The sequence below is a fragment of the Luteibacter sp. NPDC104163 genome (genome assembly GCF_055584245.1).
This window is the reverse complement of sequence record NZ_JBVJMK010000019.1, coordinates 28,951-52,528: the sequence shown is the minus strand read 5'-3', so window position 1 is coordinate 52,528 and position 23,578 is coordinate 28,951. Positions and strand designations below refer to the sequence as shown.

Genomic DNA, 23,578 nt, shown 5'->3' with positions numbered 1-23,578 from the left:
GCAGGCACAGATGGCAGGATTGGACATTCATGCGTCCTGCCGGTCAGCTGGCGCACTTTCCCGCAAGTGGCGCCTTCAGCACGTCATCGAGCGTGCTCGAAGGCAGGCCCGTGGCCCTGCCCGCCACCGGGAAGTCGATCCGCACGTCCGAACTCTTGCCGTTCGCGTTGCGCACGGTGCCCTTCCCCTCGTAACGCAGGATCCGCCGATCGTCCGCGCCATAGGTCATCCCGATGGTCGGGGCGGCGAACGAATACCAGGCATCCAGTTTCATGGCCAGGTGCCGCTGGCCCTGGGCCACCTTCCCGCCCATGATCTTCACGTCGTAGAAGCGGAACCGGCTGGCGACGAGGTACGGCACCGAGACACCGACATCCAGCGCGTCCCAGTGGGCGCGGATGTACGGGTCGAAGCCGGCATCGATCACGGCGCCCTTCGGCACGTCGATGGTGCGGGTCTCTTCATCGGCACCCGGGCGCTTTACCCGGATCTCCAGGCGGTCGCCCACGGCCCGCACGCTTTCGTGGAAGCCTTCACGGGCGTCCTCGTAGGTCATGTCAGGGCGCGCGAGGTCGCTGCCCGCCTGCAGCAGCTTCCGGGCGAACGGCGTCCCATCGGGGCATTGGTAGCTGACCACCTGGCGCGGGCCATCCACGTAATGGATCTCGCGGTACAGCACGGGGCCGCCATTGCGCGGCATGGCGTCGCCGGCGAAACGATCGGCGGCGTGGGCAGCGGGAAGGCAGGCGCCGATCAGGGCGAGCACCAGGCGTTTCATGGTCACGGGAAGGATCCTTGTGTGCCGGCCGAGGGTGGCCGGGGCATGGTCGCGCTGGCGTGACGGGGCAAGCCCGCATGCACCATCTTCACATTTGTCGAGAAAGCGTACGTAAGATATTGACGCCAAGGCTCAACTTCCAGTCGAGCCGGCCGATATGACCATAGCGTTGCAAGCAGGGGGAAAAGCGCGCCATGAAACTCGTCATTGCCGCGGTGGCCATCCTCGCGGTCCACGTGATCGCGCTGGTGCTGACCCCGGCTGGCGGCATGGCGATCTCGTACGGCTTTTTCTTCGCCGTGGCGGTGGCCGCGATGTCCAGCACCGTGCTGGCCTGGCACCGCTCGGGCGAGCCACGGGATCCGCGCTGGTGGCTGCTGCTGGCCAGCCTGGTGCTGTGGACCGTCGGCATGTCGTTGTCCGCCCGGCAGAACTACGTGATGGATAACTCCAATCCGGCGCCCGGCGACAGCATGTTTTTCTACATCCTGTACGTGCTGCCGGTGCTGGTGGCCGTCTCGTCGGCGCCCGTGGCCGCCCGCAAGAAGTGGGCCCGGTCGATCGACCTGGTCCTCGCGGCGCTCCTGGGCGTGCTGTTCTACGTGCGCACCTTTTCCATCGTCTCGGTGGAAGGGGCGATGGGCCCGCAGCAGGCGGTGGATGTCGCGCACATGCTCGACTTCGAGAACCTTTGCCTGGCGGTCGCCGCGCTGTTGCGCTTCCTCGCGACCGATCGCGCGGATGACCACTATTTCTTCCGCGCGGTCATGGCGTTCTTCGTCTGCTACGCGATCTCCGGCTACTTCTACAACCATTACGTCGCGCTGGGCGGCCACCCCGATTTTGGCGACTCGCCGTGGGATGCCCTGCTCGATATCCCGTTCCTCGCCCTGTGCGTCACCACGCTTTCACGCAAGCCGCAGCGCCACTGGCATCCGCCGGTCTACCTCGTGCGGTTCGTGCAGAGTGCCAGCCCGACCTTCCTGGCGATGAGCGTACTCGGCTTCGGGCTGATGGTGATCCCGGGGTATCCGTCGCTCGGCATCACCGGTGCGATCGCCGCGGTCATCGGTATCGGCCTGCGCGGCACGCTGGCCCAGGTGGACCTGGTGGAAGAAGAGTTCCGTCTCTCGCGCAGCCGTGACGAGCTCGAAGGCCTGGTGTTCGTCGATAGCCTGACCGGGCTGGCCAACCGCCGCGCGCTGGATGAACGCCTGTTGCGTGAATGGCACCGCCCCGGCCAGCGTGAGCCGATCGCGCTGCTGATGATCGATGTCGATTACTTCAAGGAATACAACGACCGCTACGGCCACCTCGCCGGCGACGACTGCCTGCGTGCGCTCGCGGCGACGATGATGGCCCGCGGCCTGCGTGCGGGCGATTTCCTGGCCCGCTTCGGCGGCGAGGAGTTCGCCGTGGTGGCGCCCGGTACCCGCCTGGCGGAAGCCATGGTGCTCGCCGAGGACCTCCGCGCCCATGTCGAAGCCCAGGCCATCGTGCACCCACGCAGCCCGTTCGGGGTGCTCACGATTACCGTAGGTGTCGCGGCGATCCAGCCGAGCACCGTGGGCGGCCCGCTGGAACTGCTGAATGCCGCGGACCGCGCGCTGTACCGGGCCAAGCACAGCGGCAGGAACCGCACGGGCAGCCTGGGCGAGGTCCGCCAGGAACCCTCCGCGCGCGCCGGTTAACCCCGTTTGCCAGGGAGCCACGTTTCATCGTCATGACCCCAAGGAGGCCATGCACGATGAACACGATCCGCGTTTCCCTCTCCCTGCTCTTCACCGGCCTGGTCGCCGCGGCGGGCGCTGCCGGAGCCGAGCCGCCGCAGGCCCGGCATGTCGGTTATGCGCCGGTCCCCGAAGCAGGCGTGAACTGCACTGATGCGCAGCCCATCGGGTACGGCTACGCTCCGGCTCCGGCGCCGTTGCCCATGCCCATGCCTGTGCCCGCGGGCCGACCGATCGCGCAGCAGAAGGCGGTCGCCGCACCCGCCGCGGCTGGCGCGATGCAAGGCTATGCCGCACAGGAAGCCACCCTTCCCGCTCCGCCGGCGCCGCCCGCGCCGCCCGCGCCACCCGCCGATCTCGCGGCGAAACGCAGCGCGCCGGCCCCGCAGGTGGCGATGCAGCCTGCCTACCGGGTCGCGATGCTTCCCATGCAGGACGTCGACACCAGCCGCTACGCGCATCGTGACGACAACCCGGTGCACCTGGCCGCGACCGACCCGGTGTCCACCTTCAGCATCGACGTGGACACCGGCTCGTACACCAACGTGCGCCATATGTTGAACGAAGGCCAGCTGCCGCCGGCCGATGCCGTGCGCAGCGAGGAGTTCATCAACTATTTCAACTATGGGTACGCCGCGCCGAAGGATCGTTCGCGTCCCTTCAGCGTGACGACCGAGTTCGCGCCGTCGCCGTGGGACGCGGACCGCCAGCTGCTGCTGGTCGGCATCCAGGGTTACCGCGTGCCGGCGAGCGAGATCCCCGCGGCCAACCTCGTGTTCCTCGTCGATGTGTCGGGCTCCATGAACTCGCCTGACAAACTGCCCCTGCTCAAGGCCTCGCTGAAGCAGATCGTGCCGAAGCTGCGCGCACAGGACCGCATCTCGCTCGTGACCTACGCGGGTGCCACCTGCGTCGCCCTGCCCGCGACGGCCGGCGACCAGCACGCGAAGATCAACGCGGCGATCGATGCGCTCGGTGCCGGTGGATCCACCAACGGCGCGGCGGGCATCGACCTCGCTTACGCGCAGGCTGCCAAAGGCTTCATCAAGGGCGGCGTGAACCGGGTGATCCTGGCGACCGATGGCGATTTCAATGTCGGCACGGTCGGCGTCCAGCAGCTGAAGGACCGCATCGCCGACAAGCGCCGCAGCGGCATCGCCCTGACCACGCTCGGCTTTGGCGAAGGCAACTACAACGACGAGATGGCGGTAACGCTCGCCGACGCCGGCAACGGCAGCCACCATTACATCGACAGCCTCGAAGAAGGCCGCCGCGTGCTGGTCGACGAGATGTCGGCGACGCTGATGACGATCGCGAAGGACGTGAAGATCCAGGTCGAGTTCAACCCGGGCGTCGTCGCGGAATACCGCCTCATCGGTTACGAGAAGCGCATGCTCGCCCGCGAGGACTTCAGCAACGATGCGGTCGATGCAGGCGAGATCGGCGCCGGCGCGAATGTCACCGCGCTCTACGAGATCACGCTGAAGGGTGCGAAGGGCGCACAGGTGGATCCGCTACGCTACGGCAACACCGAAGCGGCACCGGCGAAGGGCAATGAGCTGGCCTTCCTCCGCCTGCGTTACAAGGCACCCGAAGGCGGTGCGAGCCAGCTGATCGAACAGCCGTTGTCCGCGAACGTCGGCACCGCCAGCGATCGCCTGCGCTTCGCCGCCGCGGTTGCTGCATTCGCCGATAACCTGCGCGGCGGCAAGTTCAGCGAGGGCTTCGGCTACGACAAGGTCGCCGCGCTGGCCCGCGGGGCGCAGGGCAAGGATGAAGGCGGCTACCGTGCCGGCCTGGCCCGGCTGGCCGACCTCGCGAGCGGGATGCAGACGCCGGTGGCTGAAGGCTCGCGCTGATCCGGGCTGCCATGACGCCAGCTAATGCCGTAACCTCGTCGGCCATGGATGCTCCCCTGGCCGACGATGCCTCGCTGATGCTCGCCTGGGCGGGCGGAGACGCGGCCGCGTTCAGGACGCTATACGCACGGCACAAGGGGCCGCTGTACCGGTTCCTGCTGAAGACGGCGAAGGACCGCGCCGTGGCCGACGAGCTGTTCCAGGAAACGTGGGCGCGCGTCATCGCGGCGCGCGACCGCTACCGGCCTGAAGCGAAGTTCAGCACCTGGCTGCTGCAGATCGCGCACAACCTCGCGATCGATGGCTTCCGCAAACTGAAGCCACTGGCCAGCAGCGACGAGGCCGAGGCGGTTTTTGCCGCCCAGCCGGCGCCGGAACGCGAGCAGCCGGAGAATGCATTGTCGGAATTCGAGTTGCGCCGGCGCATGCAGCAGGCGATCGACAGCCTGCCGGATGACCAGCGCGAAGCGTTCGTGTTGCGCATGGAGTACGAACTCTCCCTGGAGGACATCGCCGCCATCACCGGCGTGGGCCGTGAAACCGCCAAGTCACGCCTGCGCTATGCCATGGCACGCATCAAGCAGTGGTTCGCCTGACGATATGAATCCGAACATGCCACCCCCGAGCGACGACGAACTGCCCGACGAGCGCGAGCTCGCCGCGCTGTACGCCCGCCTGCCGAAGACGGAGCCCGACGCCGCGCTCGACGCCGCCGTGCTGGCCGCCGCGACGCGCGGCCTGCCGGTCCGCCGCCGCCCGCGCTGGCCCGTCGCGCTCGGCTCCGCCGCCGTCCTCGTCCTCGCGGTCGGCGTCGGCTGGCACATGCAGCAGACCCCCATCCGCGATCCCATCGCTGAGAAAGCCGCCGCACTCACCGCCGCCGAACCCGCTCCGGCACCGGCTGCGGCACCGGCTGCGGCACCGCCATCGACACCTGTTGCGGCACCGGCGCCGACTCCGGGCGCCACCTTCGAGTTATCCCAACGCGCCGCCCCACCTTCTGTGGGAGCGCGCTCGCGCGCGATTCAACCTCGCGACACCACTGCCTCGACTGTAGGAGCGCACCCTGTGCGCGACGCCGTTCGCGCCACCCCCGCACGCCCCCAACCCCAGCACCTCGAGGCCCGAAGCGAAACAAAGCCCATCGCGCAGCCGATGATGCAACCGATGCCCGCGCCCATGCCCGCACCCGCGGCGGCACCGATGGCGCCACCGGCCTCACCTGCACCACCCGCACCACCCGCGCCACCCGCGCCACCCGCGCCACCCGCCGACATCGCTGCAGCCCCCATGCCCGCACCGGCGGCCGCACCCGCGCCCCCGGCAGCCATCGACGAGACACCGACGCCCGCCCCACGAGCAGGCGTCGCCTCGGCCCCGATGCCCGCCGAGGCCATCCAGGGCTTCGCCGCCGCGAAGGCCCAGTTACCTGGCCTCGCCCCCGACGACCGCGTCGGCGAAATCCGCCGCCTGCTCGACAACGGCCAGCGCGCGGAAGCGCTGCGCAAGCTCGCCGAACTCCGCCGCCTGTATCCTGCGTACGACGTACCGCAAGACCTCCGCGACCTGAAACGTTGAGCACCCAGCTGGACACCCTCGCCGCGCCGTACCGCCACGAGGAAGACATCAAGAAAAGCCGGTTCATCGCGCAGGCCGCACCGGTGGCGACGCCCGCCGAAGCGCTCGCCTTCTTCCAGGCCGTCGGCGACCCGGGCGCCACGCACAACTGCTGGGCTTACCGCATCGGCGATGCGTACCGTTTCAACGACGACGGCGAACCCGGCGGTACTGCCGGTCGCCCCATCCTCGCTGCCATCGACGGCCAGGGTTGCGACCGGGTCGCGGTCGTCGTCACCCGCTGGTATGGCGGCATCAAGCTCGGCGCCGGCGGGCTCGTGCGTGCTTATGGCGGCAGTGCCGCCGAATGCCTGCGCCTCGCGCCGCGCGTACCGATCATTGCCACGGGACGGCTCGCGCTACGCGTTGAGTTCGCCGACCTGGCGCTGGTAAGCGCACGCATCCGCGAGCTCGACGGCACCATCGAAAAAGAAGACTTCGTCACAGACGGTGCGGACCTCATCGTCTCCGCACCCATCGACAAACTCGCGGCCATCATCGCCCGGGTTGTCGATACCACGCGTGGACGTATCGTCCCTAAACGTCTGGATCCCTGAAAACGCCCGTGGGAGCGCGCTTGCGCGCGATGGGTGCTTGCCGCCAGTTCCATCGCGCGCAAGCGCGCTCCCACAACGAGCCTTGCTTAGCGGTTAACCCAATGGCACTGCTGCACGGTGTGGTAGTGGTGGTGATGGTCATATACGCGATGCGGCTTGCACACCTTGTGGCGCGTCACGTGGTGCGGCGGCGGCCGGTGGCTGTCTGCGTTGGCGGCGAACGGCGCGAGGAACGCGGCACCCAGGATCAGCAGGCCGACGAAACGCGTGCGACGCTGGGGAGGGCGCGCGGCGATATGAGTGGTCATGAAACGTTCTCCGTGTCGTGGTGGGCGACCACAACGTCGCCGTTCCGGAGACACGAGTCAATAGAATTTGCGACGCCGCAAGGCATGCGTTCATCAACATCCAGACGGGCTGAAGACTCGCAATTTCTTTCGGCGGACCCGCATGTTTTCGCTGCTACGGCGGCGCGATTTCAACCTCCGGCACGTGGAATTCGGGCGTCGCCAACGTCGCGTCCGTGGGAAGCGCCGAGGTCTTGCCCGAGCGGAGAAATTCGTAGATAGCGGCCTTCGCTTCCGGGCTCTCGCGCAACTGGTAGAACGGCCCATCATGGCCCGCACGGTGCACCTTGATGACATGCCCATTCGGGAAGTACGGCAGGAGCCCGAGGGAGTTTTCTATCGGCGTCGAGGTATCCCAGTCACCATGCACGAACACTATCGGCGTGGCGGTAACGCGTGGCCGCCTCACATCGTCGCCCATGTCGGGTGTCGGCCAGTCCGCGGCCGAATCGAAGTTCGCTTCGAAGTTCCATGGGCCCAGCAGGTCCACGACCGGGTCCGTGCGCAGCAGGTACGTACGCTCGGGCGTCGCGCCCAGGCTGCTGTCCGCCAGCGGTCCGATCAGCGTGACCGGACTGGCTGCGCGGTCGTGAATACTTTCGCGCGCCCAGTCGTCGTAGTGACCGTGGTAGATAGCCAGGACCCACGCCGGCCACTCGTCGGCATCCTGCGAATGCGATAGCAGCGCCTGCTGCAGGTCACCTTTGCCCAGCACGACGGTTTGCTTCTTGCCGTCCGCCCCGGTGACCTGCACCGAAACCGTCTTCGTCTCGAAGCGATCGTGCAGCGTGGCGATGACCTCGCGCATGCCGCCCGGCGGCAGGTACGGCTTCAGCTCCGGCGCACGGTCGGCGTCGAACGCTATGCGCTGGAGCGCGGCGTAGACATGCGAGGGCACGTCGAACCCGCCATCCAGCGGCTCCACGGAAGAAAGCACCGCACGCGCGACGCTGTCGGAATGGAAGCGAATCACCGCCAGCGACCACTGCGAGCCAAAGCTGCCGCCGAACAGGCTGATCTTCGGATAGCCCAGCGCCTGACGCAGATCATCCACATCGGCGGCGAACGCTTCGATCGTGTAGCCGGAGAGATCCACGCCCGGATGCGCGGCGACGGCACGCTTCGCGAGCGCGCGCATGGCCTGTGCATCGGCGTCCGGCGTCGTCGGCCGGTCGAGCGGCAACGCATCGCTCGTTTCGCGCAGGAATTCACCACGCGCGGTGTACCCGCGCTGCTCGACGATCACCAGATCGCCCACGGCGCCAAACGCTGTCCACGCACGCAGCCGCGACTGCGCCGATTCGGTCTTCGCGGTGAAACTGTCGAGCACACTGAGGCCGGGACCACCCGGCAGCCAGAACACGGGTGGTGCTCCGGTCGGTTTCGGCGCACGGATGCGGGCAAAGCCCACCCCGATGAGGCGACTATGCGGGTCACGGCGATTTTCGGGTACGTAGAGCGTGCCGATCTCGTAGGCGAGGACCTTGCCATCGGCCATCGTGGTCGACGCCTTTTCGATGACGATGCGCCGGGCCTCTGCCGGCGGCTTCGCAGCGGCATGCACGGCCACGGCTGGAATCCCCAGTAACAGGACCGCGCCCATGACGACCCTCAGGCCACCCCAACCGAACAGAGCCCGCATGCCAGCCGCTCCCGGCCACCGCAGCGGTGGCCCTGATCCAAGGTGCCCGCAGCCTACAAGCGGGCACCATGGATTGAACAGTGCAGCAGGGCCTGCTTACTCGGCGGCCAGCTCCGTGGCGGAGCCCGTACCGGTGACCGACACCTTGCTGCCGACGCTCAGGCCTTCCACGCCCTTGCCCGTCTGGACCAGCGCCAGGGTCTTACCGTCGTCCGTCTTCACCTTGACCATGTAGTGCGCGGCCGGGCCTTCACCCGCCACGGCGCCACCGATCCGCGAGCCCATGTCCTGCGAGCCATTCGCCACCACCCTTGCCGCAATCGGACTCTCCGTCTTGTTGGCGGCGACCATGCCGAACAGGCCACCGAGGACATTGCCTCTCTGCTTGCCCTGCTTGTGCTGTTCACTCTCATCATCGCCGCGGTTATCGATCGGCTTCATGTCGACGATGGTGCCGTGGCGCACACCCGACTGGGCATGGCTATTAGCGAAGGGGACAAGCGAAGTAACCGCCAGCGCGGCGGCGAGCATCCATTTCATAGATCACCTGCGAGATCGTGGGAGGGATTGCGCCCGCACGCCGGGCGCGGGCGTGGCTCAGCTGCCCTTGGGTTTGCCCCAGCTGCTGATGTACGGCGCGCACTTCACGCCGTCGTACTCGTAACGGCTGATGATGCCGTCGGCATTCGCATAGAACACCACTGTGCAGTGATGCTGGGCATCGACGTCGTGGTGTTCGTAGGTGGTCTGCAGGATGAGCGTGTTGTTCATCTGCCCGACCGCCTGCGTGTTCTGGGAGTCATACGAATACGCTTCGCTGCCGAAGTTGTACTCGTACGCCATCTCGCCCGTCTTGCCCACCTCGTAGGAGGTGAAGCCACGATCGACGGGCCATTGGACGAGCAGCTCGCTCGCATCATGGCCGAGCCAGCTATCGGCGACCTTGGACGAGGCTTTGCTATAGGCATTGGCGGCGAGGCCCGGCATGGACACGGACAAGCCAAGAAGAGCGACCAGGTAAAGTGAGGCGCGCACGGATCAGTTCCTTTGAAGACCCAGGGTCTGCCGTGGCAAGGGACACACGGCGACACGCGCGAACCCCGTTCGCTGCGCGCTGACTGCTGGAAGCCCCTTTCGCCCGCATCCGGTGCGTGTCGGCGCTTCCATGCCCCCTGTTCCGACGGGTGGGAGGATAGCACCCGAAACGTGTGGATTGAATACTGCACTCCCCGGCCCCATCCGTCTCGGAATGGTCTGGTGGCGGGAATGGGAATGAGCGGCGAACGCAGGGCGAAATCACGGAATATCGGCGCGCTGCGCAACCTCTGGCCGTTCATGCGGCCGCACAAGGGCCTGGTCGCGGGCTGGCTGGTGTTCCTGGCCCTCTCCTCGGGTGCCTCCCTCGCCCTGCCCCCGGCGATCCGCCACATCATCGATCGTGGCTTCCTGGCCTCGAACGTGGCCACCATCAATGGCACCTTCCTGGCCCTGTTCGGGGTGGCGGTGGTGCTCGCCGTCGCCACCGCCGGCCGCTACTACTGCATCGCGCTGCTCGGCGAGCGTTCGCTGGCGTCGCTGCGCTCGGCCCTGTATCGCCATGTGATCGCCCTGGACGTCGGCTTCTACGAAAGCACCCGCGTCGGTGAGCTCACCTCGCGCCTCGGCACGGATACCGAGGTCGTGCAGACCCTCGTGGGTTCGGGTATCTCGGTGGCGCTGCGCAGCGCGGTGATGCTGATCGGTTCCGCAGTGGCCATGGCCTGGACCAGCCCGCATCTTGCCGGCCTCACGGCGCTGGTGATCCCGGCGGTGATGCTGCCGATCCTCATCTTCGGCCGTCGCGTGCAGAAGCTGTCGCGGCATAGCCAGGACCGCATCGCCGATGCGGCCGCCATCGCCAACGAAACGCTCAATGCCGCGCAGGCCGTCAAGGCGTACAACCGCGAGCCGATCGAAAGCCGCCGTTACGCCGATGCCATCGCCCTCGCCCTCGCCACGGCCCGCCGCCGCATCGGCATGCGCTCGCTGCTGACTGCCGCCGTCATCGTGCTGATCTTCGGCGCGATCACGCTGGTGCTGTGGAGTGGCGCCCGCGACGTGATCGCCGGCACGCTCGAGCCCGGCGTGCTCAGCCAGTTCGTCCTGTATGCGATCTTCGCGGCCGGATCCGTGGCCGGTCTCTCCGAGGTCTGGGGCGATGTACTGAGCGCCGCGGGTGCCATGGAGCGCATCGGCGAACTGTTCGCCGAGGAACCGGTCATCCGCACGCCAGAAGCGCCCGAGCCGCTGCCGGTACCGGTGACGGGCTCGCTGCATTTCGACCATGTGGAATTCCGCTACCCGTCACGGCCGGATGTCGCCGCGCTGTCGGACTTCACGCTGGATATCGCGCCGGGTGAAACCGTGGCCCTCGTCGGGCCCTCCGGTGCAGGCAAGAGCACGGTCTTCAGCCTGCTGCTGCGCTTCCACGATCCGAAATCGGGTGCCATCCGTTTCGACGGCGTGGACCTCAAGGCACTCGCCCTGCCCGACCTGCGCGGCTCGATCGCGCTGGTGCCGCAGGAGACGATCATCTTTGGCGGCAGCGCGGCGAACAACATCCGCTTCGGCCGCGAGGACGCGTCGGACGAGGAAGTGCGTGAGGCAGCGCGGCTGGCCGAGGCCGATGGCTTTCTCTCCGCGCTGCCCGAGGGCTACGACGCGGCGCTAGGCGAACGCGGCGTGCGCCTCTCCGGCGGGCAGAAGCAGCGTATCGCCATCGCCCGCGCGATCCTGCGCGATGCGCCGCTGCTGCTGCTCGATGAGGCGACCTCGGCGCTGGACGCGCAATCCGAAGCGGCGATCCAGCAGGCGCTGGAGCGGCTGGAGAAGGGCCGCACCACGCTGGTCATCGCCCACCGCCTGGCGACCGTGCAGCGTGCCGACCGGATCGTGGTGATGGAAGCCGGGCGGATCGTGGCGCAGGGCACGCACGAGCAGTTGCTGGCCGAGGGTGGGCTTTATGCGGAACTCGCCAGGCTGCAGTTCGTGGCCTGAGCCATCGCGCGCAAGCGCGCTCCCACAAGGGCTCGGCTCCCGCCCATGGGCACAGCTCTTGTGGGAGCGCGCTTGCGCGCGATTGGGGTGGGGTGATGCCAAGCCGCGCCCTTGCCACGCCCTTGACGCCCCGCCGCCTAGCGTCAGCGCATGGACAGCGACCTCCTGCTTCCCCGTCCGGAAGGCCTCTACTGCCCCGCGGGTGATTTCTTCATCGACCCGATGCTCCCCGTCGCGCGGGCGGTGGTGACGCACGCGCACGGCGACCATGCGCGCGCGGGCAGCGCGCTGTATCACGTGGCGAGCGCCGGGGCGTCGCTGATGCGCGAGCGGTTGGGTGCGACGGCGACGATCCGCGCCTATGACTATGGCGAGAAGTTCACCCTGGGCGAAACCGTGCTGAGCCTGCACCCATCCGGGCACGTGCTCGGCGCCGCGCAGGTACGCATCGAGGGCTGCGGCAAGGTCGCGGTGGTCTCGGGCGATTACAAGCGCGACCCCGACCCGACCTGCGTGCCCTTCGAGCCCGTGCCCTGCGATGTGTTCGTAACCGAATCGACCTTCGGCCTCCCGATCTATCGCTGGCCACCGATGAGTGAGGTCATCGACGACCTGATGGCCTGGTGGGACGACTGCGCGCGCCGCGGCATCCCCGCTGTGCTGTTCTGCTATGCGCTCGGCAAGGCCCAGCGCATCCTCGCGGAGCTCGCCACGCGTACCGAGCGGACGGTGTACCTCCATGGCGCCATGGTTCGCCTGGTCGAGGACTACCGCGAGGCTGGCGTGCGCATGGTGCCCACCGAAGCCGTGAGCGAGACCGCCAAGGGCCGGGACTTCGCCGGTGAGCTCATCCTCGCACCACCATCGGCAGCCGGTGCACCGTGGATGAAGCGCTTCTCGAAGGCCTCGACGGGCTTCGCCTCCGGATGGATGCAGGTACGCGGTGCGCGGCGCCGGCGCGGCTACGATCGCGGCTTCATCGTCTCCGACCATGCCGACTGGCCCGGGCTGATCCGCAGCGTGGAAGACTGCGGCGCGAAGCGCATCTACGTGACCCACGGTGATGGCGAAGCGTTGATCCGCTACCTGCGCGAACGCGGCCACGATGCGCGGGCCCTGCGTTCACTCGGCCAGATGCCCGACGTGCGCGCCAGCAAGGAAGGCGACTGATGCGCCGCTTCGCCGCCCTCTACGACGCGCTGGATCGCACGGCGTCCACCAGCGCCAAGCGCGAGGCCATGGCCGCCTACTTCGCCGAGGCACCGGCCGAGGACGCCGCGTGGGCCGTCTACGTACTGGGTGGCGGCAAGCTAAGGCGCACGGCCTCATCGACGGAACTCCGTTCCGCACTCGCCGCGGAGACCGGCTACGCCGACTGGCTGATCGACGACAGTTATGCCCACGTCGGCGACCTCGCCGAAACCATCGCACTCATGCTTCCGCGCCAGGCGGCGGAAGGCACCGACACGCCCCTGCACGTGTGGATGGAAGCCCGCCTGCCCTCGCTGTCGCGGCTGGAGCCTGCCGAGCGGATGGACACGCTGCGCGAATGGTGGCGTGAGCTCCCGGCTGACCAGGTCTTCCTCGTCAACAAGCTGCTCACCGGCTCGCTCCGCGTCGGCGTGTCGCACCGCCTCGTCGTGCAGGCCATCGCGCAATGGACGACGCTACCCACCGACCTCATCGCCCACCGCCTTAGCGGCACGTGGAAACCTTCCGCGGAGGCATTTCGCGATCTGGCGGGTCCTGAGCGCGCCGACGAACACGCGGGTGAAAGGCCCTACCCGTTCTTCCTGGCTTCGCCACTCGAACACGCGATCGAGACGCTCGGCCCCGTCAACGACTGGATCGCCGAGTGGAAGTGGGATGGCATTCGCGCGCAGCTGATGCGACGCGGCGACAGCGCCATCCTGTGGTCACGCGGCGAGGAGCGCCTCGACGGACGCTTCCCCGAACTGGAAAGCGCGGCGCAATCCTTGCCCGACGGCTGCGTGATCGACGGCGAGATCCTCGCGTGGGCGATGGATGAAGCCCACCCGCTGCCGTTCGCGTCGCTGCAGAAGCGCATCGGCAAGCTGAAACCCGGGCCGAAGCTGCTGGCGGAAACGCCGGTGCGGCTGATGGCGTACGACCTGCTCGAGTTCGACGGCCACGACCTGCGCGAGGTGCCGCTGAAAGCGCGCCGCGAACAACTGGCCACGCTGCTCGACGGGCTTGGCCCCACCTTCATGCTTTCGCCCACCGTGCCCGCGTCGAGCTGGGATGACCTCACCGCCCTTCGCGGCGAGTCCCGCGAGCGTCGCACCGAGGGACTGATGCTCAAGCGGCTCGATTCGCCGTACCGCGTCGGGCGCAAGCGTGGTGACTGGTGGAAGTGGAAGGTGGACCCGTACACGATCGACGCCGTGCTGCTCTATGCGCAGCCCGGCCATGGCCGGCGCTCCGGGCTTTTCACCGATTACACCTTCGGCGTGTGGGAAGGCGAAACGCTGGTGCCGGTCGCCAAGGCCTACTCCGGCCTGGATGATGCCGAGATCGGCCGCCTCGACCGCTGGATCCGCGCCAACACCATCGACCGCTTCGGTCCGGTGCGCTCGGTCACGCCAACCCACGTATTCGAACTCGCCTTCGAAGCCATCCAGGCTTCGGGCCGCCACAAGGCCGGCGTGGCGGTGCGCTTCCCGCGCATCCTCCGCTGGCGAACCGACCTTGCGATCAAAGATGCCGACCGCCTCGACGACCTCCGCCGCCTGGCGTCGGGCTGAAGCGCGCCTGGTGGCGTGGTTCACCGCCCAGGAGCGCCGGCCGGCGCCGTTCCAGCGCGCCGCATGGAAACACTGGGCAGAGGGCCGGCATGGCCTCGTGCATGCGCCCACGGGCACGGGCAAGACCCTCGCCGCCGCGGGCGGGCCGCTGATCGACGGCGTGCTTAACCCCGGCACGGGCCTGCGCCTGCTCTGGATCACACCCTTACGTTCGCTGGCGACGGATACGACCCAGCACCTCACCGCTGCGGTCGAGGCAATGCAACTGCCGTGGCGCGTCCTGCGCCGGACCGGTGACAGCGGTAGCGCCGAACGCGCGCGGCTACGGCGCGGCGCCTGCGAGTTGCTGGTAACGACGCCGGAAAGCCTCGCGCTGCTGCTCAGCTACCCCGATGCCCGCGAACGCTTCGCATCACTCCGCGGGGTCGTCGTTGACGAGTGGCACGAGCTGGTCGGCAATAAGCGCGGCACCCTCCTTCAGCTAGGCCTCACCCGGCTGCGCCGTTGGCATCCGCAAGCTCGCATCTGGGGGCTCTCCGCGACATTGGGCAACCTGGACGAAGCGATGCGTGCGCTCGCCGGTGATGGCGTGCTGGTTGGCGCCGCGTCGAAAAAGAAAACCATCATCGATACCGCGGTGCCCGAGGGTGGTGAGCGCTTCCCGTGGGCCGGCCACCTCGGCCTCACCCAGCTGCCGCGTGTGTTGAAAGCCGTGCTCGAGGCGCGCAGCAGCCTGGTCTTCGCCAACACGCGCTCGCAGGCCGAGCTCTGGCATGAAGCGCTCGCCTCCGTGTGGCCGGAGGCGCCGGAGACGCTGGCCCTGCACCATGGCTCGATCGATCCCAAGCTGCGTTTCGCGACCGAGGAGGGCTTGCGCGTCGGCACGCTGCGCTGCGTGGTCGCCACCTCCAGCCTCGATCTCGGCGTGGATTTTTCGAGTGTCGAACGGGTGATCCAGGTCGGCAGCCCCAAGAGCGTGGCCCGCCTGCTCCAGCGCGCGGGACGTAGCGGACACCGTCCCGGCCTGCCCTCGCGGATCCTGTGCGTGCCGACCCACCTTCTCGAGCTTGCCGAAGTCGACGCGGCGCGGCGTGCCCTCGACGAAGGTCACCTGGAACCGCGCCACCCCATGCGCGGTTGCCTGGACGTCCTTGCCCAGCACCTGATGACGATGGCGCTGGGCGGCGGATTCACCGCCGACGAGGCGTATGCCGAAGTGACCTCGTCACTGGCGTACGCCCAACTGCCGCGCGACCGGTTCGATGCCGTGCTCGCTTATCTGTGCACCGGCGGCACCGCCCTCGCAAGCTATCCCGAATACCACAAGCTCGTACCTGCCGACGGTCGCTACGTGGTCGAAAGCGGACGCGTCGCGCGCATGCACCGGCTCTCGATCGGCACCATCACCTCGGACGGCACGCTGCAGGTGCGCTACATGAAGGGAGCGCGGCTCGGTACGGTCGAAGAAAGCTTCGTGTCCCGGCTGCGCCCGGGCGACCGCTTCCTCTTCGCCGGCCGCAACCTCGAGCTGGTGCGCGTGCGCGAGATGACCGCATACGTGCGCGCCGCGCCAAACCGCCGTGGTGGCGTGCCACGCTGGATGGGAGGCCGCATGCCGTTGTCGGGCGAACTCTCCGATGAGCTCCGCCGCACCCTTGCCGAGCCGGACCCGCGCAGCCGCGAGATGCGGGCGCTCGCACCGCTGCTGGCGATCCAAAACGCACAATCGGCGGTGCCCGCGCTCGATGAGACCCTCTGCGAACGCACGCGCACCCGCGAGGGCGATTACCTCTTCGTGTTCCCTTTCGCCGGCCGGCTGGCTCACGAAGGTCTGGCTGCCGTCCTCGCCTGGCGGCTCGCGCGCATCCAGCCGGGTGACTATGGTTATGCCGTGAACGATTACGGCCTGACGATCACCGCCGCGCGCATGCCGGCGCTCGATGCCGAAACGATGCGCATGCTCCTGCACCCCGCGGGCCTGCGCAGGGACATCCGCGCGAGCGTGAACCTCTCCGAACTGGCCCGGCGCCAGTTCCGCGAGATCGCGCGCGTCGCCGGCCTGGTCTTCAACGGTTACCCGGCGCAGGCCAAGACCTTGCGGCAGTTGCAGGCATCGAGCGGCCTGCTCTTCGACGTACTGCGCCGCCACGATCCGGAGCACCCGTTGCTGTGGCAGGCCGAGCGCGAGGTGCTCGACCAGCAGCTCGATTTCACCCGGCTGCGCGCGTGCCTGCTGCGCATCGCGCGCTCGCGCCTGCTCTGGCGCGAGCCGAAGCGGCTTAGCCCGCTTGCGTTTCCGCTATGGGTCGAGCGCCTGCGTGGCGGCATTGCCACCGATGACTGGAAATCGCGCGTGGAACGCATGCTCGCGACGCTGGAGGCCGGTGCCGCATGAATACGCGTGACGTAGCGATCGCCGGCGAAACGCTGACGATGCATGTCGAGCGCGCCCTTTACTGGGCCGCACGCGGCACCCTGCTGGTCTCCGACGTGCACTTCGGCAAGGGCGCCGTGTTCCGTCGCGCCGGCATCGCGGTGCCGAGCGGCGATACCGACGACGACCTGCGCCGGCTCGATGCACTCTTCGCCGCCTTTGCCCCCGAACGGCTGGTCATCCTCGGGGACCTCGTCCACGGCGCGGCGACCGCGCGCAGTGCATGGGTGGAGGATGTACGAGCGTGGCGCCAGCAGCATGCTGCGATCGACATGGTGCTGGTCGCAGGTAATCACGACCGCCACTTCGACGTCGCATCGCTCGGCATCACGGTGCAGCCGGACCGGCTCGCGATGCCGCCGTTCGTGCTGTCGCATCACCCGCATGCGCACGCCGAGGGCTACGTGCTCGCGGGCCATGTGCATCCTGGCGCGGTGGTGCGCGACGGATGGCGCAAACACCGGCTCCCCGCTTTCGTGTTCGATCGCGACGTCGGGATGCTGCCCGCGTTCGGGACACTAACTGGCCTGCATGAGGTAGTCGCCTTACAAGGACGGCAGATATTCGCCGTCACGCCTGCAGGTGTTATTCCTACGCGCGGTGCAACAACGCGATAACGTCGCGATGGCATACTTGCAACCACAACAACACCACCAGGCAGGGAGTGGCACGGATGAAGAAGCAGTGGGTGATGGGACTGGCCGCGTTCGCAATGACGGGGCTGGCGTTTGCGGCAGGACCGGGGGCGGCACGCAAGCGCGCGGAAGCGAGCATGCTGGTCACGGGGGATATCACGGTGGCACCGGATGGCAGTGTCAGCGGCTACACGCTCGACCGGCCCGACCGCCTTCCGCCTGAAGTGGCGGGCCTGATCGGCCGCGCGGCACCGAAGTGGCGCTTCGAGCCCGTGAAGCAGGATGGCCAGGCGGTCAGCGCGAAGGCGCACATGAGCATTCGCCTCATCGCGCAGAGGCAGGCACCGGATAGCGAGAGTTATGTCATCCATATCGCCGGCGCCAGCTTTGGCGAATACGGCGCGGGTGGTGAAACCATCACGTATGCGAAGCGTACGCCGCCGTCATATCCCCCGAACGCGGTGGCTGCGGGTGTGCAAGGTACGGTGTACCTGCTGCTGCGCGTCGGTCGCGATGGCAAGGTGGCCGACGCCTCCGTCGAACAGGTGAACCTGGGCGTGGCCGGCTCCGACACCGAGATGCGCGTATGGCGCAATGTGCTGGCTAACCCGGCGCTGCGCGTCGCGAAGGACTGGACCTTCAACCTGCCGACGCAGGGCACGCACCGGAACGATCCGGAATACGTCACGCGTGTGCCGATCACCTATCGCCTCAACCGCGGCATCACGCGGGACGACCGCTACGGCACCTGGGAAGTGTATGTGCCGGGGCCGAAGGAAGCGATCTCGTGGGCGAAGGACCCTGGCCAGAGCGCGGACGCGCTCCCCGACGATGGCCTCTACCTCGTCAACAGCGGCCTGAAGCTGACTACGCCGCTGGATAACAACGGCTAAGGCTTCGGCTTGCGCTCGGCGGTCGAGGCTTCCACCAGCTCGATCGCCGTGACGTTGTGGATCCAGCGTGCCGGGCGCGCGTCATCCGGCACGACCAGGCGATACGGGCCATCCTTCGCATCAAGCGGCTTGTCCTCGTGCTGATCGACCAGCACGACCTTGCGGCCGCCAAAGTCCGGGTCGAGTTCCGCCAGGCTGAAGATCACCTGGTAGCCATCCGATGCCGTGACCCGCACGAAGTCCGTCAGGGCCTTGCCGCGCAGATCCTTGCCGACCGGCGCGCCCTGCGCACGCAGGACATCAAGCAGGTTCACCCCTTGCCAGGCGCTGGGTGCAGCGCCATGCGCGCCCGCCTTCACCTCGACGCGCGGCAAGGCGCGCGTATCCAGCCCGATGGTCGGCTTGCCAGGCGCGGTGTATTGCACCGCATCCGCGGCCAACGCACTACCGCAGAAGAAAAGTCCCGCGACCACTAACGATCCGATCCAGCGCATCACATCACCCCTCGCTGCGTTAGGGGAGCATCGCGCGCAAGCGCGCTCCCACAAGATCATCAGGAAAGCCCAGCCACCAACGCCCGCACCGTCTCCACATCCGAACGCGTCTCTCCTGCCCCCATGCCGAGCGGATCGGCCGGCTTGCGCCGCATGGCCGACGGCAGGCGGCGCTTGGCCGATGCGTGGAACTCGGCGGCCCCCGTCAGCTTGCGCAGGTCGGCGATATTGCCCGGCTCGATGCCTGCGCCCGGCATCACGACGATACGCCCCGCGGCCTGCGATACCAGCCGACCGAGGCGCCCGGCGCCAGCGACCGCACTGGCCATGCCACCGGACGTGAGCACGCGTTCGAAGCCCAGGTCGATCAGCGTCTCGAGCGTGTCGCCCTGGTCGGGCACGAGGTCGAACGCGCGATGGAAGGTGATGCCCATGCCTTGCGCAGCATCGAGGAAGCGCAGGCATGCGTCGGTGTCCACTTCGCCTTCGGGGGTGAGCGCACCCACCACCACGCCATCGCAACCGAGTTCCCGGCAATGCATGATGTCGTCGAGCATGGCTTCGATCTCGTGATCCTCGTACACGAAATCCCCGGCGCGCGGACGGATCAAGACGTACAACGGGATCTCGAGGCCCTCGCGCGCCAGCACCAGCGTCCCGTGCGAGGGCGTCACGCCACCCTCGTCCAGGCTGGCGCACAGCTCCACGCGGCCTGCGCCGCCCTCCTGCGCCGCGAAGGCGGAGGCGGCGGAATTCGCGGCGACTTCGAGCAGCGCCATGGTCAGTACGTGCTCTTGCCGGGGATCAGCGTGTCCTGCCTGTTCGCATCGCACACGGCGTACGAGAAGCCCTTCTGGATCGCCCACGCGCCGACATTGCCCTTCTTGTCCATCGCGAGGAAGCCGACCTGGAGATCCTTCGCGTCCGGCTTGCGGCGCAGGATGCGCTCGACCGCTTCACGGCAGGCATCTTCCGGCGAGCGGCCCTGGCGCATCAGTTCCACCACCAGGAAGCTGCCGACGTTACGGATCACTTCCTCGCCCACGCCGGTCGAGGTCGCACCGCCGACTTCGTTATCGACATACAGGCCCGCGCCGATGATCGGGCTGTCGCCCACGCGGCCGTGCAGCTTCCACGCCATGCCGCTGGTCGTGCACGCGCCGGAAAGGTTGCCCTTCGCATCGATCGCGAGCATGCCGATGGTGTCGTGGTTCGAGGCATCGCCGGGCGTGCCGCCCGGTCCCGCGTTATAGGTCTTCACTTCGCTGTTGGCCTGCGGCTTGTACTTCGCCGTCTTCAGCCAGGCCTGCCAGGCCTCGCGGCTTTCCGGGGTCAGGAGTTCCTCGCGCGGGAAGCCCTGCTCCAGCGCGAACTGCAACGCGCCATCGCCGACGAGCAGCACGTGCGGCGTGCGCTCCATCACGCGGCGCGCCACCGATATCGGGTGCGCGATGTGTTCGATAGCCGCGACGGCGCCGCAGTTGCCGTGCTCATCCATGATGCTGGCATCGAGCGTGACCTTGCCATCGCGGTCGGGATAACCGGCACGGCCGACGCTGTGGTTCTTCATGTCGGCTTCCGGGACGCGGACGCCCTGCTCCACCGCATCGAGCGCGCGGCCGCCGTTCGCGAGCACCTTCCACGCCGCCTGGTTGGCGGGCACGCCGAAATCCCAGGTCGAGCACACGCGCGGGACCATGCCCGCGGCCGCGGGTGCCGCAGGCACCGACTTAGCCATGCCGCGCGCTGTCAACGCGACGCCGGACGCAATCGTCGCGCCCTGGAGAAAACGCCTGCGATCCATGGAACCCCTCGGAAGACGACGCGCGAGCCGCGCCATCACCGATGGTCGCACGGCCCATGCGGACCTGACCACCACGACCGTCGTCACGGATCGCGCGTTCGCGCTCGCGGCACCACGCGTCGGCGGCCTCGCGTTGCCGCGCATGGGCGAAGCGCGCGGCCTGTGCGCCAACGAGCGCCATGACGGCGAGCATGGCGAGGACCAGGAGCAGCACGGCACCGCGCTCCTTCACGGGGCGATCCAGAGGCTGCGGGAGCGGGGCTTGCCATCGGCGAGCCAAAGGCGGAGCTCGAGCCGGCGCACCGCACCCTCGGGGCGCCGCATGATTTCCCCGCGGGTGGTGCGATCACCCTCCGCCGTGTCCGCGATGACCTGGAGCGCGGTCGCGGACGCCAGCACCCGTTCGCAGTGCTCTCCCGAACACACTCGGAGGCCGCCCGGCCCGATCGCCCACGCACGCTCCCGGGTCACCACGACGACACCATGGCTCTCGCCGACGTAGCGCGAGCAACGGCTCGCCTGGCATACCGACCACCGTGGGTCGGCCGCCACATCGGCGAGCATCGCCTCCAGCGCATCGGCGGGCCGGCTGGCCGCCTGGGCTGACGCGAGGTGGTGTCGAACGCCGCGCGCGACCGCCGCCGCACCCGTGAGAACGGCGGCCGACACCACCGCCGCGATCGCGAGGCCCATGGCCAGTTCGATGAGCGTCATGCCCCGCGCCTTCATGGCCCGACGCCCCAGTCCAGCGCACCACCCGGCCAACGGATGCGGACAACACAGGCGTGGACTTCGCAGGCCACGCCGCCGTGCGCAGCGGGGCCCAGCGCCCCGGCCAGCCCGGCCTGGAAGGCCGCGAGGTCAGCGGCGGCGACCTGACCGGGCGCGCAGCCGACGCCGCACGCTGGTGGTGCCGGATTCGCGTAGTGGTAGTCGCCCGCGCGCACGCCGACCGGATTGGCGCGCAGCCGCGCCTCCATGTCGGCCGCCAGCGTGAGCGCGCGGACCTGCGCGCCGGCTTGCGTTGAACGGAACGAGGACTGCGCCACCCAGGTGGCGGTCGCGGAGGCACCGATGGCGAATACCGCCGCGGCGGTGAGTGATTCGATAAGCGTAGTCATGCGCGCAGCGTGCCCGTGCCGCCGTGCCATGGCAGCCGGCCGGACTACCCGCGCGATGTAGGCGCCGCCCACGAAAAAAAACCCCGCGACGAGCGCGGGGTTTTTCGGTGGCTTAGCGCTATCGATCAGGCAGCGATTTCGACGCCCGACGCCTGGGCACCCTTCGGGCCAGTCGTCACTTCGAACTTCACGCGCTGACCTTCCTGCAGGCTACGGAAGCCCTTGGAGTTGATCGCAGAAAAGTGGACGAACACGTCCTCCCCACCGTCCTCGGGCGCGATGAAACCGAAACCCTTGGCGTCGTTGAACCACTTGACCGTACCGAAACGCATTTGCGGAAACCTCTGGACATGGACTGGAAGCACCCGGATGGCGAGGCTTCCCCTAGATCCCCTTGCCTGCCCCCGCGGCGCGTGCGAAGTATCATCATGTTTTAGACCAAAGCGCAACTGGGACTCTTTCCCATATGCCATCCGGGCCCACCGTTGTGGGAGCGCGCTTGCGCGCGATCCGGGCTTGCGGCGAGCACCCATCGCGCGCGAGCGCGCTCCCACAGGGGCGCGCAGGCCCGCGGTCAGGCGAGCATGCGGCCCAGGATCGGCGCCACGTTGGCCGTGGCCGCGGCGAGGTGGGCGAAGATTTCCTCGATGCTGATCTCGGCTTCGTCGCCGGCACCGGCGGCGAAGTTGGCGACCAGGGCGAGGCAGGCGAACTCCAGGTCCAGCTCGCGGGCCAGTGCGGCTTCCGGCATGCCGGTCATGCCGACCAGGTCGCAGCCATCGCGCTTCATCCGGGCGATCTCCGCACGGGTTTCCAGGCGCGGACCCTGGGTGACGCCGTGCACGCCGCCGTCAATGATGGCGAGGCCTTCGGCGCGGGCCGCGGCCAGGATCGCCTGGCGCAGGCCCTCGGTGTACGGCTCGCTGAAATCGATGTGGCGGACTTCGGCGCCTTCCACGTCGTTGAAGCTCGTGTAGCGGCCGTGGGTGTAGTCGATGATCTGGTCGGGCACCACCAGCGCACGCGGACCCATGTCGTCACGGATGCCGCCCACGGCGTTCACGGCGACGACCTTGCGGGCCCCCAGCGAATGGAGGGCCCAGAGGTTGGCGCGGTAGTTCACCCGGTGCGGCGGCACGGTGTGGCTCTCGCCATGGCGGGCCAGGAAGGCCAGGCGCCGGCCCTTGAAGTCGCCGACGACGATGTCGCCGGACGCCGGACCGAACGGCGTTTCCACCGCATGTCGCTGCGGATTCGCCAGGCCTTCGAAAGCGTAGAGGCCGCTGCCGCCGATGACGGCCAGATCGATGCTCACGGGGTCAATCCTTCAGTGCGTAGATGGCCGGCAGGTTGCGGGCCTGTTCGTTGTAGTCCATGCCGTAACCGAACACGTAGCGGTCAGGCAGGTCCACGCCGTTGAAGTCGGCCTCGATGCCCTCGGCGCGGCGGCCGTGCAGCTTGGTGCAGAGCACGGCGAGCAGGACGCGCTTCGCCCCCATCTTGACGCACGCGTCGCGCACGGCCTTGAGGGTGTGGCCTTCATCGAGGATGTCATCGACCAGCAACACCGTGCGGCCAGCCAGCGGCACGTGCGGTTCGCGCAGCCAGTGCAGGTCGCTGCCGGTCTGCGCGCCGCGATAGCGCGTGGCGTGCACGTAATCGAACTCGAGGTCGGTCCGGATCGCCAGCGAGAGCTGCCCGGCGAAGATCAGCGCGCCGTGCATGACGGTCAGGAAGACCGGGCGTTCGCCGGCCAGGGCGGTATCGATCTCGCGACCCATGCGCGCAATCTCGGTATCGAGCTGGTCGCGGGTAAAGAGGACATCCGAGTTTTGGAGCGCTTGCTCAAGCGAGGCGGCGGTCATG

At 68.2% G+C, this 23,578-nt stretch carries 25 protein-coding genes; 11 read left to right on the top strand and 14 right to left on the bottom strand.

Features of this window, described 5'->3' with window-relative positions:
- Positions 1-43 precede the first annotated feature (43 nt).
- A complete protein-coding gene (locus ACZ6YI_RS18515; protein WP_465779943.1) occupies positions 44-784 on the bottom strand; it encodes a hypothetical protein in 741 nt (246 codons plus the stop codon).
- A gap of 188 nt (positions 785-972) precedes the next feature.
- Here ACZ6YI_RS18515 and ACZ6YI_RS18510 point away from each other — a divergent pair, with 188 nt between their 5' ends.
- From ACZ6YI_RS18510 to ACZ6YI_RS18490, 5 genes are read left to right on the top strand one after another with little or no spacing between them, the layout of a single operon-like run.
- The gene (locus tag ACZ6YI_RS18510; RefSeq protein ID WP_465779942.1) at positions 973-2,469 is read left to right on the top strand and encodes a GGDEF domain-containing protein; all 1,497 of its coding nucleotides are present in this window, start codon (positions 973-975) and stop codon (positions 2,467-2,469) included.
- 56 nt (positions 2,470-2,525) lie between these two features.
- Positions 2,526-4,367, top strand: a complete 1,842-nt coding sequence (locus ACZ6YI_RS18505; protein ID WP_465779941.1) for a vWA domain-containing protein — start codon at positions 2,526-2,528, stop codon at positions 4,365-4,367.
- Positions 4,368-4,411: 44 nt separating this feature from the next.
- Entirely contained in the window at positions 4,412-4,963 is a 552-nt protein-coding gene (locus ACZ6YI_RS18500; protein ID WP_440326239.1) for an RNA polymerase sigma factor, read from the top strand.
- Positions 4,964-4,979: 16 nt separating this feature from the next.
- Positions 4,980-5,945, top strand: a complete 966-nt coding sequence (locus tag ACZ6YI_RS18495) for a hypothetical protein (protein WP_465779940.1) — start codon at positions 4,980-4,982, stop codon at positions 5,943-5,945.
- Entirely contained in the window at positions 5,942-6,541 is a 600-nt protein-coding gene (locus tag ACZ6YI_RS18490; RefSeq protein WP_465779939.1) for an IMPACT family protein, read from the top strand. Before ACZ6YI_RS18495 ends, ACZ6YI_RS18490 begins: the two co-directional genes overlap by 4 nt.
- A gap of 86 nt (positions 6,542-6,627) precedes the next feature.
- Here ACZ6YI_RS18490 and ACZ6YI_RS18485 read toward each other — a convergent pair whose 3' ends face one another.
- The 4 genes from ACZ6YI_RS18485 to ACZ6YI_RS18470 all read right to left on the bottom strand — a co-directional run bounded on the left by ACZ6YI_RS18485 (position 6,628) and on the right by ACZ6YI_RS18470 (position 9,565).
- Positions 6,628-6,849, bottom strand: a complete 222-nt coding sequence (locus tag ACZ6YI_RS18485; protein ID WP_465779938.1) for a hypothetical protein — start codon at positions 6,847-6,849, stop codon at positions 6,628-6,630.
- Positions 6,850-7,003: 154 nt separating this feature from the next.
- Entirely contained in the window at positions 7,004-8,530 is a 1,527-nt protein-coding gene (locus tag ACZ6YI_RS18480) for an alpha/beta hydrolase (protein WP_465779937.1), read from the bottom strand.
- 96 nt (positions 8,531-8,626) lie between these two features.
- Entirely contained in the window at positions 8,627-9,070 is a 444-nt protein-coding gene (locus ACZ6YI_RS18475) for a hypothetical protein (RefSeq protein WP_465779936.1), read from the bottom strand.
- Positions 9,071-9,127: 57 nt separating this feature from the next.
- Complete coding sequence (locus ACZ6YI_RS18470; protein ID WP_465779935.1) at positions 9,128-9,565, bottom strand: hypothetical protein; 438 nt, start codon at positions 9,563-9,565, stop codon at positions 9,128-9,130.
- A gap of 231 nt (positions 9,566-9,796) precedes the next feature.
- Between ACZ6YI_RS18470 and ACZ6YI_RS18465 the strand changes: the two genes are divergently transcribed.
- From ACZ6YI_RS18465 to ACZ6YI_RS18440, 6 genes are all read left to right on the top strand, one after another.
- Positions 9,797-11,566 carry an ABC transporter transmembrane domain-containing protein gene (locus tag ACZ6YI_RS18465; protein WP_465779979.1) on the top strand — a complete coding sequence of 590 codons (1,770 nt, stop codon included), beginning with the start codon at positions 9,797-9,799 and terminating at the stop codon, positions 11,564-11,566.
- A 150-nt stretch (positions 11,567-11,716) separates the two neighbouring features.
- Positions 11,717-12,736 (top strand): ligase-associated DNA damage response exonuclease, encoded by a 1,020-nt coding sequence (locus ACZ6YI_RS18460; RefSeq protein ID WP_465779934.1) that lies wholly within the window; start codon positions 11,717-11,719, stop codon positions 12,734-12,736.
- Positions 12,736-14,331 (top strand): ATP-dependent DNA ligase, encoded by a 1,596-nt coding sequence (locus ACZ6YI_RS18455; RefSeq protein ID WP_465779933.1) that lies wholly within the window; start codon positions 12,736-12,738, stop codon positions 14,329-14,331. Before ACZ6YI_RS18460 ends, ACZ6YI_RS18455 begins: the two co-directional genes overlap by 1 nt.
- A complete protein-coding gene (locus ACZ6YI_RS18450; protein ID WP_465779932.1) occupies positions 14,276-16,726 on the top strand; it encodes a ligase-associated DNA damage response DEXH box helicase in 2,451 nt (816 codons plus the stop codon). Before ACZ6YI_RS18455 ends, ACZ6YI_RS18450 begins: the two co-directional genes overlap by 56 nt.
- Positions 16,723-17,382 carry a ligase-associated DNA damage response endonuclease PdeM gene (gene pdeM / locus ACZ6YI_RS18445; protein ID WP_465779931.1) on the top strand — a complete coding sequence of 220 codons (660 nt, stop codon included), beginning with the start codon at positions 16,723-16,725 and terminating at the stop codon, positions 17,380-17,382. Before ACZ6YI_RS18450 ends, pdeM begins: the two co-directional genes overlap by 4 nt.
- A gap of 56 nt (positions 17,383-17,438) precedes the next feature.
- Positions 17,439-18,293, top strand: a complete 855-nt coding sequence (locus tag ACZ6YI_RS18440) for an energy transducer TonB (protein ID WP_465779930.1) — start codon at positions 17,439-17,441, stop codon at positions 18,291-18,293.
- Here the strand turns inward: ACZ6YI_RS18440 and ACZ6YI_RS18435 are convergent.
- From ACZ6YI_RS18435 to ACZ6YI_RS18395, 9 genes are all read right to left on the bottom strand, one after another.
- Positions 18,290-18,766: a molybdopterin-dependent oxidoreductase gene (locus ACZ6YI_RS18435; RefSeq protein WP_465779929.1), complete on the bottom strand. Its 477-nt coding sequence runs from the start codon at positions 18,764-18,766 to the stop codon at positions 18,290-18,292. The two genes, ACZ6YI_RS18440 and ACZ6YI_RS18435, sit on opposite strands and share 4 nt — an antisense overlap.
- 80 nt (positions 18,767-18,846) lie before the next feature.
- Positions 18,847-19,566: a copper homeostasis protein CutC gene (locus ACZ6YI_RS18430; protein WP_465779928.1), complete on the bottom strand. Its 720-nt coding sequence runs from the start codon at positions 19,564-19,566 to the stop codon at positions 18,847-18,849.
- Between the two features lie 2 nt (positions 19,567-19,568).
- Positions 19,569-20,591, bottom strand: coding sequence for a N(4)-(beta-N-acetylglucosaminyl)-L-asparaginase (locus ACZ6YI_RS18425; RefSeq protein ID WP_465779927.1), 1,023 nt, complete (start codon positions 20,589-20,591; stop codon positions 19,569-19,571).
- Positions 20,518-20,823, bottom strand: coding sequence for a hypothetical protein (locus tag ACZ6YI_RS18420; RefSeq protein ID WP_465779926.1), 306 nt, complete (start codon positions 20,821-20,823; stop codon positions 20,518-20,520). Before ACZ6YI_RS18420 ends, ACZ6YI_RS18425 begins: the two co-directional genes overlap by 74 nt.
- A complete protein-coding gene (locus tag ACZ6YI_RS18415; protein ID WP_465779925.1) occupies positions 20,820-21,305 on the bottom strand; it encodes a hypothetical protein in 486 nt (161 codons plus the stop codon). The genes ACZ6YI_RS18420 and ACZ6YI_RS18415 overlap by 4 nt, the downstream gene beginning before the upstream one ends.
- 11 nt (positions 21,306-21,316) lie before the next feature.
- On the bottom strand, positions 21,317-21,712 hold the full coding sequence (locus tag ACZ6YI_RS18410; protein ID WP_465779924.1) for a type IV pilus modification PilV family protein: 396 nt from the start codon (positions 21,710-21,712) through the stop codon (positions 21,317-21,319).
- Positions 21,713-21,837: 125 nt separating this feature from the next.
- Positions 21,838-22,044 (bottom strand): cold-shock protein, encoded by a 207-nt coding sequence (locus ACZ6YI_RS18405; protein WP_036117760.1) that lies wholly within the window; start codon positions 22,042-22,044, stop codon positions 21,838-21,840.
- A 242-nt stretch (positions 22,045-22,286) separates the two neighbouring features.
- Entirely contained in the window at positions 22,287-23,027 is a 741-nt protein-coding gene (locus tag ACZ6YI_RS18400) for an S-methyl-5'-thioinosine phosphorylase (RefSeq protein ID WP_465779923.1), read from the bottom strand.
- A 4-nt stretch (positions 23,028-23,031) separates the two neighbouring features.
- Entirely contained in the window at positions 23,032-23,577 is a 546-nt protein-coding gene (locus ACZ6YI_RS18395) for a hypoxanthine-guanine phosphoribosyltransferase (RefSeq protein WP_465779922.1), read from the bottom strand.
- Position 23,578: the final 1 nt, after the last annotated feature.

Excerpts from the sequence above, each read along its gene's own strand:
- ACZ6YI_RS18455 (WP_465779933.1), top strand. The coding sequence starts at position 12,736 with ATGCGCCGCTTCGCCGCCCTCTACGACGCGCTGGATCGCACGGCGTCC.
- ACZ6YI_RS18415 (WP_465779925.1), bottom strand. The coding sequence starts at position 21,305 with ATGACGCTCATCGAACTGGCCATGGGCCTCGCGATCGCGGCGGTGGTG.
- ACZ6YI_RS18505 (WP_465779941.1), top strand. The coding sequence starts at position 2,526 with ATGAACACGATCCGCGTTTCCCTCTCCCTGCTCTTCACCGGCCTGGTC.
- ACZ6YI_RS18510 (WP_465779942.1), top strand. The coding sequence starts at position 973 with ATGAAACTCGTCATTGCCGCGGTGGCCATCCTCGCGGTCCACGTGATC.
- ACZ6YI_RS18465 (WP_465779979.1), top strand. The coding sequence starts at position 9,797 with ATGGGAATGAGCGGCGAACGCAGGGCGAAATCACGGAATATCGGCGCG.
- ACZ6YI_RS18475 (WP_465779936.1), bottom strand. The coding sequence starts at position 9,070 with ATGAAATGGATGCTCGCCGCCGCGCTGGCGGTTACTTCGCTTGTCCCC.
- ACZ6YI_RS18395 (WP_465779922.1), bottom strand. The coding sequence starts at position 23,577 with ATGACCGCCGCCTCGCTTGAGCAAGCGCTCCAAAACTCGGATGTCCTC.
- ACZ6YI_RS18405 (WP_036117760.1), bottom strand. The coding sequence starts at position 22,044 with ATGCGTTTCGGTACGGTCAAGTGGTTCAACGACGCCAAGGGTTTCGGT.
- ACZ6YI_RS18480 (WP_465779937.1), bottom strand. The coding sequence starts at position 8,530 with ATGCGGGCTCTGTTCGGTTGGGGTGGCCTGAGGGTCGTCATGGGCGCG.
- ACZ6YI_RS18440 (WP_465779930.1), top strand. The coding sequence starts at position 17,439 with ATGAAGAAGCAGTGGGTGATGGGACTGGCCGCGTTCGCAATGACGGGG.
- ACZ6YI_RS18500 (WP_440326239.1), top strand. The coding sequence starts at position 4,412 with ATGGATGCTCCCCTGGCCGACGATGCCTCGCTGATGCTCGCCTGGGCG.
- ACZ6YI_RS18425 (WP_465779927.1), bottom strand. The coding sequence starts at position 20,591 with ATGGATCGCAGGCGTTTTCTCCAGGGCGCGACGATTGCGTCCGGCGTC.
- ACZ6YI_RS18485 (WP_465779938.1), bottom strand. The coding sequence starts at position 6,849 with ATGACCACTCATATCGCCGCGCGCCCTCCCCAGCGTCGCACGCGTTTC.
- ACZ6YI_RS18430 (WP_465779928.1), bottom strand. The coding sequence starts at position 19,566 with ATGGCGCTGCTCGAAGTCGCCGCGAATTCCGCCGCCTCCGCCTTCGCG.
- ACZ6YI_RS18495 (WP_465779940.1), top strand. The coding sequence starts at position 4,980 with ATGCCACCCCCGAGCGACGACGAACTGCCCGACGAGCGCGAGCTCGCC.
- ACZ6YI_RS18410 (WP_465779924.1), bottom strand. The coding sequence starts at position 21,712 with ATGACTACGCTTATCGAATCACTCACCGCCGCGGCGGTATTCGCCATC.
- ACZ6YI_RS18460 (WP_465779934.1), top strand. The coding sequence starts at position 11,717 with ATGGACAGCGACCTCCTGCTTCCCCGTCCGGAAGGCCTCTACTGCCCC.
- pdeM (WP_465779931.1), top strand. The coding sequence starts at position 16,723 with ATGAATACGCGTGACGTAGCGATCGCCGGCGAAACGCTGACGATGCAT.